Source organism: Xenorhabdus stockiae (assembly GCF_002632825.1).
Classification (GTDB): domain Bacteria; phylum Pseudomonadota; class Gammaproteobacteria; order Enterobacterales; family Enterobacteriaceae; genus Xenorhabdus; species Xenorhabdus stockiae.
Genome location: NZ_NJAJ01000063.1, coordinates 1 through 9,253 on the forward strand (window position 1 = coordinate 1; position 9,253 = coordinate 9,253).

12 protein-coding genes and 1 pseudogene are annotated in these 9,253 nt (G+C 44.9%); 11 read left to right on the plus strand and 2 right to left on the minus strand.

Translation table 11 applies throughout. The features are described from left to right. Positions 1-151 precede the first annotated feature (151 nt). Positions 152-535, minus strand: a complete 384-nt coding sequence (locus Xsto_RS19195) for a hypothetical protein (RefSeq protein WP_099126116.1) — start codon at positions 533-535, stop codon at positions 152-154. A gap of 490 nt (positions 536-1,025) precedes the next feature. Beyond that, positions 1,026-1,709: an XRE family transcriptional regulator gene (locus Xsto_RS19200; RefSeq protein ID WP_169926696.1), complete on the minus strand. Its 684-nt coding sequence runs from the start codon at positions 1,707-1,709 to the stop codon at positions 1,026-1,028. Between the two features lie 109 nt (positions 1,710-1,818). On the opposite strand from Xsto_RS19200, the gene Xsto_RS19205 reads away from it, so the two are divergent. The 11 genes and pseudogenes from Xsto_RS19205 (at position 1,819) to Xsto_RS19255 (ending at position 9,047) form a co-directional block, all read left to right on the plus strand. Next, positions 1,819-2,034, plus strand: a complete 216-nt coding sequence (locus Xsto_RS19205; RefSeq protein ID WP_099126118.1) for a Cro/CI family transcriptional regulator — start codon at positions 1,819-1,821, stop codon at positions 2,032-2,034. Continuing rightward, positions 2,031-2,312, plus strand: a complete 282-nt coding sequence (locus Xsto_RS19210) for a hypothetical protein (RefSeq protein WP_339955575.1) — start codon at positions 2,031-2,033, stop codon at positions 2,310-2,312. The genes Xsto_RS19205 and Xsto_RS19210 overlap by 4 nt, the downstream gene beginning before the upstream one ends. 234 nt (positions 2,313-2,546) lie before the next feature. Further along, complete coding sequence (locus tag Xsto_RS19215) at positions 2,547-2,921, plus strand: hypothetical protein (protein ID WP_099126119.1); 375 nt, start codon at positions 2,547-2,549, stop codon at positions 2,919-2,921. Further along, positions 2,899-3,231: a hypothetical protein gene (locus Xsto_RS19220; protein WP_141554544.1), complete on the plus strand. Its 333-nt coding sequence runs from the start codon at positions 2,899-2,901 to the stop codon at positions 3,229-3,231. The genes Xsto_RS19215 and Xsto_RS19220 overlap by 23 nt, the downstream gene beginning before the upstream one ends. Beyond that, positions 3,225-4,829 (plus strand): DEAD/DEAH box helicase, encoded by a 1,605-nt coding sequence (locus Xsto_RS19225; protein ID WP_099126121.1) that lies wholly within the window; start codon positions 3,225-3,227, stop codon positions 4,827-4,829. The genes Xsto_RS19220 and Xsto_RS19225 overlap by 7 nt, the downstream gene beginning before the upstream one ends. Continuing rightward, positions 4,826-5,801 (plus strand): annotated as a pseudogene (locus Xsto_RS19230) (toprim domain-containing protein). Before Xsto_RS19225 ends, Xsto_RS19230 begins: the two are co-directional and overlap by 4 nt. Positions 5,802-5,803: 2 nt before the next feature. After that, a complete protein-coding gene (locus Xsto_RS19235; RefSeq protein WP_099126122.1) occupies positions 5,804-6,583 on the plus strand; it encodes an antitermination protein Q in 780 nt (259 codons plus the stop codon). A 157-nt stretch (positions 6,584-6,740) separates the two neighbouring features. Next, positions 6,741-7,217: a hypothetical protein gene (locus Xsto_RS19240; RefSeq protein WP_099112025.1), complete on the plus strand. Its 477-nt coding sequence runs from the start codon at positions 6,741-6,743 to the stop codon at positions 7,215-7,217. Between the two features lie 623 nt (positions 7,218-7,840). Continuing rightward, on the plus strand, positions 7,841-8,104 hold the full coding sequence (locus Xsto_RS22030) for a hypothetical protein (RefSeq protein WP_099126125.1): 264 nt from the start codon (positions 7,841-7,843) through the stop codon (positions 8,102-8,104). 182 nt (positions 8,105-8,286) lie between these two features. Then, the gene (locus Xsto_RS19250; RefSeq protein ID WP_169926698.1) at positions 8,287-8,616 is read left to right on the plus strand and encodes a phage holin, lambda family; all 330 of its coding nucleotides are present in this window, start codon (positions 8,287-8,289) and stop codon (positions 8,614-8,616) included. Then, entirely contained in the window at positions 8,613-9,047 is a 435-nt protein-coding gene (locus tag Xsto_RS19255; protein WP_099126123.1) for a lysozyme, read from the plus strand. Before Xsto_RS19250 ends, Xsto_RS19255 begins: the two co-directional genes overlap by 4 nt. Positions 9,048-9,253 lie beyond the last annotated feature (206 nt).

The following is a 9,253-nucleotide window of genomic DNA, read 5'->3' on the forward strand; positions in this document are numbered from 1 at the left end:
TCGAATTGCTCTTGCGCACGAACATAAGCTAATTTATTCAGTGCCGCACTTTCACTTAAATAAGCCCGGCTAGCACCGTCAACAACATAGACTTCACGTATCTCAATCACGACGTCAGCATTAGTGGCAATTTCTATGGGTTTAAATGTTGTCATAATTCTTCACCTCTGATTCGTTCTATTTCTTTTATTGCGGTAAATACTAAATCGGATAAAATAGAAAGCTCGACTGCTCTTTCATCATTTCTTTCATTTTCAATAAGTGCATTAATAAATACTCTTGATTTATTGATGGCTACATGAGCGGGTTCTAATTCAAATCTCATATCACGGAATGAATGTGTTTCACCTTCCATGATGTAATCTTTGTTTAACTCCCTTAATTGTTGCGCTAAATTAATTGCCTGTCGATGAATTCCCCGACACATTAGATAAGTATCCGGTTCTGCTTCGTTCTGAGTTGCAGTCACTACAGGAAATATAGATGATTCAATTTCTTCTGCAATTTGGACGGCGGTTTGTAGTTTGTTTTCCATTATCTTTCTCAGCTAATTTATCAATAATATTATTTCTGTGTTTATAGTTGTTTGGTTCAGGCTTATTATATCTATGCTTAACCTCACCTATACATCCAGATAGCGATAGAAACAGGCCTGTTACTGGGATGGCATTGACGAAAAATACCAATATTTAAAGAATGAAATAATTCGGGGTTATTTTGTCTTACTGCATTACGTAGAGATTTTCGAAATGCACTACAACTGGATTTGAATTCTTGTTTGGTCATATTCTTGTCCTTCTTTCGTAGATAGACTTACCTGTATATCAAGTTTTGCTTGTGTTAAACGATGCAAGTCACACTTGCTTAAATCAAGTAATTCTTTTCTTTTTGTAAAGATAAAAACAAGTGAATGAGCTTAATGCTTTGATATATAAAAATATTATTTTTATTTGCGAATACGAATTTGAGATTTAGATCACAAAAAAACCCTCAATAAGAGGGTTTTTAATGTCCATACTTGATCTTTACCAGCCCATTACCGACCAGTTAAAGATTCTACCAATGATGTTTACTGTACTGGCTTCAGCTATTTCATCTGGGTAATCGACCGAGTTATAACTTCGGATAATCAATTTTCCTTCAGGCTGACGTAGTAATATTCTTACGCGCAGCAGATCTCCTTGTTCAATCGCATATACACCGCCGTCAACGATTTTCTTGTATCCAGTAATTACTGTGACTGTAGAACTATCAGGAATCACTGGTGACATGCTATCCCCTTGAATGGGAAACGCTATAGCATCACTAGGTAAGACCCCATAACGGTTAAATACTGCTCTCGAAAATTTTAACTTATAGCTGGTACCATTGGCTTCTCCACTACATGCATGGCTCGCTGCTAGTTCAATACTATTGTAATAAGGTATTTCTACCTCATTATTATCTAGCGATACACTGTTATCCCATGACGTAATTTCTTCTGGGGCTACTTGCTCTATGTTTATGTTGTCTTTTTTCGAAAGATCACCAAACAGTAACCAGTTAACATCAACCCCTAGTATTTCTGCAATCGTCATTAGTCTGGCTTTTCTAGGCTCGGTATGTGATTCCCATTGCTGAACAGATTGAGGCGTCACACCGATCTTTTCAGCAAGATCAGCCTGAGTCATTTTCTTTGCAAGTCTTGCCTGCTTTATACGTTCATGCATAGTTTTCATGCCTCAAATATACAAGCTTTACTTTCTTCGGGCTAGCAAGTTTAACTTTACAAAAACAAGTATAACTTGTATTGTTGGATTGTAAATTATAGGAGGATATATGAGCGCCTTAAATCTTGCCATTGAAAAAGCAGGAGGAATTACAAAGTTAGCGAAGCTTTTGGGAATATCTAATCAAGCTGTCAGTCAGTGGGTCCAGAAAAAGCGCATACCACCGGGTAGGTATTTTGAGTTACATGAAAAGTTAAATATCCCACTAGAGGATTTGGTGAGTCATAAAAGTCATATGTCAGAACCACCACCTGAGAGGGAATGATGTTTCCTGATTACACCAAAGTGACCATGCCATCGCATTTCGATCCTGACGATGGCGCATGGATACAGGAGATGTTAGGGAAATTACGGGTTAGTACGCGGGCAAGAGTGATTGCCGAATATTCAGCAGTACATCAGGCGGAGTGGGACAAGGAACCCGTGTCATTTTGCAAGAGCAATGCAGCCAGATACGAAGCTAATACTCGGCTCAGGGAATTTGTCGTGAAGTATGAGCGAGCCGCACAGGGTTACATCGAGAAGCCGAAGTTAGTTGTTTAGTTTGTTTGTTGTAAATACTCACAGTGTATCTCTTTACTAGTACAAAAATAGAGAAGAGAACCGAGGGGGGTTGGGGGGAGTTGGAGAGCTGAGACAGGTAAAGCACAGCCAAGTAAGAACTCATTACTTAAATAGATCTCAGTAGAGAGTACCTAAGTTAGATAAGTGCACTAATAGGATTTCAAAAATCGCCGTACTACCCAAGTGATACAAATAACCATTGAGGAAATAAAAATGAGCACAGCATTGAAAGCAAAATTAATCACCTTACTGGAAGAGCAATTCTTCACTACTACCGATATGCAGAAATTTGAAGCAGTTCTCACAGCAAAGATCCGTGAGCAAGGTTGGTTCCTGCAAAAGAACTTCACCGTAACCGGGCTGAGTGATGGCCGTAATGGGCGAGTGGATTACATGGTGACTACGAGAACCGGTGAGAAATGTGCTATCGAAGCTGACAACCGTTCACCGCGTAAACGATCACTACTGAAACTCAGTGAGCTGCCTGCGGGTATGTCCGGTTTTGTACTGCTCAAGAATGGTAAGCAACCTCTGCGTTATAGCGTGAATGGTGTCGATGTGGTTCGTGCTACCCAGTTCAGGTATTAGCACGGGGCTGGTGGTTGTAGAAATCAGGAAAGGTTGTGCTCTGGCAGTGGAAATTATTCAAGTGAGGGTATCAATGTTAAATGAATACGGAAGATGGTTAAGCGGACTAAAAAGTACTTTAGCGAAAGTCGCGAGGGAAATTAGTCAGGAATACAGGGGATTAAACAGGATAGGGCGCAAGAAACCGAACAGCGAAACTTTGGCGAGTACAACTGTTCAGGCTCTTGCAGTCGGCACTAATGGACAGTTACCTGAGCAGAATTATTGCACGGGAACTCAAAAAAATAAACAAGGGGTAACATCATGCTGAACATTACCCCTAACTTTGCTCAGGAGCGCGGTTTGAGTCTGTTGCGCCAGAACTGGAAGCAGCACCGTACGTTCATGGTGTACAGCCCAACCGGCTCAGGTAAAACCGGACTGGCGGCATTTATCACAGACGGCTATGTCACTCGTGAAATGCGCGTCATGTTCTGTGTACCGTATACCATCCTCGTAGAGCAGACGGCTACACGCTTTATCGAATACGGGCTACCCGGAGATGAAATCAGTTATGTCTGGCGTGACCATCCGAACTACGACCCGACCCGGCTTATTCAGATTGCGTCAGCCGATACGATTATCCGCCGTGAGTTCCCGGACAATATTGATTTGCTGATTATCGACGAGGCCCATCTGCGCCGCAAGCGGATGCTGGAAATTATCCGTGACAGTGACATCCCGGTCATTGGGTTATCAGGCACACCATTTGCCCCGTTCCTTGGTCACTATTACGAGAAGCTGATTAAGCCCACCACCATGAAAGAGCTGATTCAGCGTGGTGATTTAAGCCGATATGAATTCTATGCGCCAATGAAACCGGATTTGAGCGGGGTGAAATCCAATAGCAGCGCGGAATTCGGCAGTGATTATAAAGAGGCTGAGATTGCTGAAATCATGTGTGGTGCTGATCTGGTGGGCGATATCGTCAGTAACTGGTTAGCCAATGGTAATAATCAGCCAACGATCTGTTTTTGCGTCACGGTCAGTCATGCCAACTTTGTTACGGTCGAATTCACTCGTGCCGGGGTGAATGCTGAGATTATTACCGCCCAGACCCCCCATGAAGAACGGCAGATTATTATTCACCGTTTCGAGCAGGGCGCAACGAAAGTCATTGTGAATGTTGGCACCTTAATTGCCGGGTTTGATAGTGATGTGCGCTGCATCATTTATGCAAGGCCCACCAAATCAGAGATCCGTTGGACTCAATGCCTCGGCAGAGGCTTACGTACCGCGCCGGGTAAAGAAGCCTGCCTTATCTTCGATCACTCCGGTTCTGTCCACCGTCTCGGCTATCCCGACGATATCGAATATGACGAGCTGCCCAGCAAAAACGATGGCATGAAGACCAACTCCAGCCACCGGGAGCAGGAAAAGCGGGAGAAGTTGCCGAAAGAGTGCCCCAGCTGTCACTACATGAAGCCTGCCGGAGTCTATGTCTGCCCGAAGTGTGATTTTAAGCCACTGACCGGGGAAGACATCGACGTAGATACCAGCCGCTCTATCCAAAAACTCAGTAAAAAAGAGCGGGTTTACACCCAGGCTGAAAAGCAGAGCTTCTACTCGCAATTAAAGTATTACCAGAACCAGCGGGCGTCACAGGGTAAGACGTTCAGTGATGGCTGGGTAGCCAATACGTTTAAGGAAAAGTTCGGCGTCTGGCCTCGCGGTTTTCATGACACCCCGCAGGAACTGACCCCCGAAGTGAACAACTTCATCAAGCATAAGCAAATTCAGTGGGCGAAGTCTCGCAAGAAAGCCGAGCAAGCCCCCGCTAAAGAGCAGCTCTCACTTGAGCCTGATGTGATTCAGCACCGCCTCAGTGATATCCGTGATCGCTTTGGCCTACAGGGAGAAACACAATGAACAGAATCAAAACCGCCGATGCCGTCATCGGTCGCTGGCCTGAGATTTTTAATTACTACCAGTTACCACCCGTAACCGGCAAGCGTCACTTTAAGGGGAAATGCCCGATATGCGAGCGGAAAGGCAGCTTTCGTATTGATGACCGGGAAGGCAGAGGGACATTTATTTGCACCTGCAATGCCGGGGATGGCTGGAAACTACTCACCCTGACGCAGGGGAAAGAGTACAAGACGTTAGCGGACGAGATTGATCTGCTGTTGGGTATCCAGTCCGACAAACGCAGCACAGTGAAAAAAGAGACCAATATCACCGGATTCAGAAACAGAGTGACGGCCTGTTATGCCAATTTATCCCATCTCAGAGGCACACAGGGTGAGGCTTATCTGCGTAATCGAGGCATTCATGTTCTGCCTGCTGATAACGTGAAATATTGCGCCGAACAGCCTGTCCGCAACGGCACCCTGCAAGCGATATGGGCACTGGCTACCGATTCAAAAGGGTTAGCGTGTTATCTGCACCGGACGTATTTAGACGGGGACAGAAAGGCCAACATTACTCCGCAAAAGAAACTCGATGCGATGCAGGAAGAGAATTATCGCACATGCCCAATCAGTGGCTATTCGTCTGTTTCCGGTGGATTCCACACTGGGGATTGCCGAAGGGATTGAGACTGCCTTGTCCTGTAAGCAAATTTACGGGGTGAACACATGGTCAACCATGAATGCCGGGTATATGGCGAAATTCATTGCCCCACAGGGCGTGAAGCATCTCATTGTCTTTGCAGATAACGACTGGAGCGCCACGGGTCATGCAGCCGCAATGGAGTGCGCCCGTAAGAATTTACAGGCGAATAACGACGTTGAAAAAGTCAGCGTTCGCTGGCCGGACGCCGGGGATTTTAATGATCTGCTCCAGAACGGGGATCAGGCCAGAGGAATAGAGTTTACGAGAAAGACAGCGGAGACAGCATAATAATGAAACTGGAATCAGCACTGAAACACTTTCACCCGAAGTCACCTGCGTTTAGTGACTCGTCATCCAGTACTGCCCCGGACAGAATGAAAGGCATGGACACCGCTGCGGCTTTAGGGATGGCTGAATCAAGGGCTAAGTTTGGCATGACCGCTTTTTTCGCCAAGAACGGCATCAGTGAAGAAGGTCGGTTCAGCACGGTCGAATCATTGACGCGGTACGCAAGACAGGCAGCACCGAAGCTCATAGCGAAAGCGGCTGGAAATAAGCTGGGGCAATGTATGGTGATCTTATCGAAAATGGCCTTTGAAGAGTATTCCCGGTCAGCTGCGTCTACTTGTCAATGTCAGGAGTGCAAAGGGAAAGGACTCATTTACAGTGTGAAGGATGTGGAGAAACATCCTGGCATTATCCGTGCAGATGGGGTGATGGTTCTTGAGCCGTGGATTGAAAAAGAGCAGGTTGGTGAACTCTGCCAGAAATGTAACGGTAAAGGCATTTTGTCAAATCGCTGTCGCTGCAAGGGGCGGGGCTTGGTGCTTGATGAGGAGCAAACTGCATTGCAAGGCGCGCCAGTGCATAAAATCTGCCCGCGTTGCTCAGGGAGAGGTTATAGCAGAGTACCTTCGTCAGTCGCTTATACTGCAATCAAAGTCTACCTGCCGGAACTGAACGAAAGAACATGGCGGCGTAACTGGAAACCGTTTTACCAAAAGTTGGTGGAGAAGTGTTACTCAGAACAACAGCGCGCCGAAGTTGCATTTAATGAGGTGACAAAATAAACAGTTGCATTTTGTCCGGCCTTGGTCTAACATCTTCAAATAGTGGGAACTTGTAACTATACTCACTACGAATATTTAAACCTCGCCCAGTGCGGGGTTTTTTGTTTTTTGTGGCTACGCTACAATCAGCCTAAATGCACATAATATAGGTTGATATATGAAAAAGGCACTTGTAGTAGGAGTGTTGACTCTATCGTTTTGTGGTTATGGTTTTGCGGGAAGCAATATCAAAGATGACATCATTGGTACTTGGGCAATGCTGCCCACAATAGAGGGATTCGCCAACGTTATAGAATTTAGACCAGATAACACTGAATATTTCTATCCCTTCACATGTGATTGGGACAATAGAAAAGTGATTAAAGGTACTATGTATAAAGGCAAAATGATTGGTGAACCAGTAGAAAAATACATATACACTCATACAATATCTGATGACTTAATTTCAGTGACGTTTAATAATGAGAAAGAGCCTTTTATTACCCTTAAATTTAAAGGAATAGAAAAAGTAGGGCGCAAAACGTTTATGAACTTAACCAAAATAGATAAGCTTGGGAATGAAGAAATTAATTTTTCCTACGTAAAAACTGATAAAATTCAGCCTGTATGCCCTCCTTACTTTGAGAAAGAATAGATAGTCAGAATCAAGAACTAGTTTTCCGATAGAATTCCAAGCCTCGCATTCGCGGGGCTTTTTGTTTTCTACAACGGTAAGGTGCCTTTTGATAACACTTGTTATCCTTGCTTGGCATGGAGAAGGCACCTTAATCCTTGTGGAGAATGCTAGGGCTGACTGGCTGCTTAGATACTGTGTGCTTAACTGCTACCTGAAAGACTGACCTATATTCACTTATTGTGTGCGGTGTGCGGGATGGTATGACTTGGTGCCTCATGTCGGAGATCAGTGCCGACCTCCACAACCAGTAATCAATTCAGGGGTTACAACTCAAAGTGAACGTTACGATCAACACCTATATCGTAGTTAAATCAATATATTAAGTGTTATTTTTAGGTGTTTCGGTCAACATACTGATCGGGATTAGAGAACACCCCTTCATGTTATATAAATCAGTTGGTTAATCTGATTTTCAGCGAAAAAGAGATCACCCTCATGAAAGATGAATTCGATGGATTTATCCAACTACCGAGGATTTGCAGGTAGTTCGAAATGCCACACATCCTGATATCAATAATATGAACATAATTAAAGGTCACTTAGTGGCCTTTTTTGTTACCTACGCAATGAGGAAATTACCCATGTACGCACTAAAGCTAATCACAGAAAAAAATGGTCGTTCAGTAGAAGAGTCATGGATCTTGGGGGACATGTACCGTCTGGAGTTTTACCCGAAAGATGTCGCTGAGGGCGTTATTGCCTGTGTCGAACATACCCAGAACGGCAATCTGATTAATCACGAGATCAAGAAGACAGACCAGGCCTACATCACCACGCTGACAGGTGACACGGTTCGCACAGTATGTCGAGGTCAGCATAGATTTGTAGCTGCCCCCATACAATAACCAATACAGAGCGTCCATATCTGGGCGCTCGAAATTGATTATTGCCCAATTTGCCACCGCAATCACTCTCATAACCTCAGTATCTCCTATTGCGGCTGGCATCCTATTCACTACAACTCACAGGGGCGACCACAGACTCACCCCACGGACGCCCATTGTTCTGATGGGGTGGAAATATGCGTATGACTGAAAAAGACACGGAGTTCTGGGCGCATGTCTGGGACTGGTTAATTATCAATGCTCCTTTTCTGGGTGGTATGTTTCTAGCTGCATCAACTGCATTCGCCCGTGAGAAAAGGGATGGCTCAGGCTGGAAAGCCTCATTAGTCGAAGCCTTTATCTGTGCGGCAATCAGTGTCGGGATTATTAACGCGCTGGAATATGCACAGTTACCGCTGAGTCTGGCTCAGTTCTTCGGTGTCCTCATTGGCTTTTTGGGCACTAAGAAAATTGGGTCAATTCTTGATGCAGTCTTTACCTTCTTCAAAAACAAGTTCGGGGTGCACAGATGAAAATCAGCGAGAACGGATTGAGCTTCATCAAGCAATATGAAGGCCTGAAACTGAAAGCCTACCCCGATCCGGCGACAGGTGGTATCCCGTGGACAATCGGCTACGGTCACACAAAAGACGTCAAGCCGGGGCAAGTTATCACCGAACAGCAGGCCGAAGCCTTCCTGCATGATGACCTTCAGCCTATTTACCTCACCCTTGAATCCGCTGTAAAGGTATCACTGACTCAGGGGCAGTTCGATGCCCTGTGCTCGTTCATTTTCAATTGTGGTGCAGGTAACTTTGCTCGTTCTACCTTGCTGAAAAAACTCAATGCAGGTGACTACCAAGGTGCAGCCGATGAGTTCCAGAGATGGAATAAGGCAGCGGGTAAGGTGATGAACGGTCTGACTAAGCGTAGGGCATCTGAGCGCCAGATGTTTTTGTCATGAGATCCTACATGATATTCAAAAAACCACACTGAATTCTGAGCCTCGCTTTTGCGGGGCTTCTTTTTATCGGCGTACTGACGTGCGCTAAATCCAATCATGAGCTTATCGAAATAGAGCCTGAGAAGTATCGCTAGGTGGCGACCTCTCATGGGCGATATTTCTACGTCAGCAGGCTCTTATTTCTATAGGAATACGCAAGATGCATA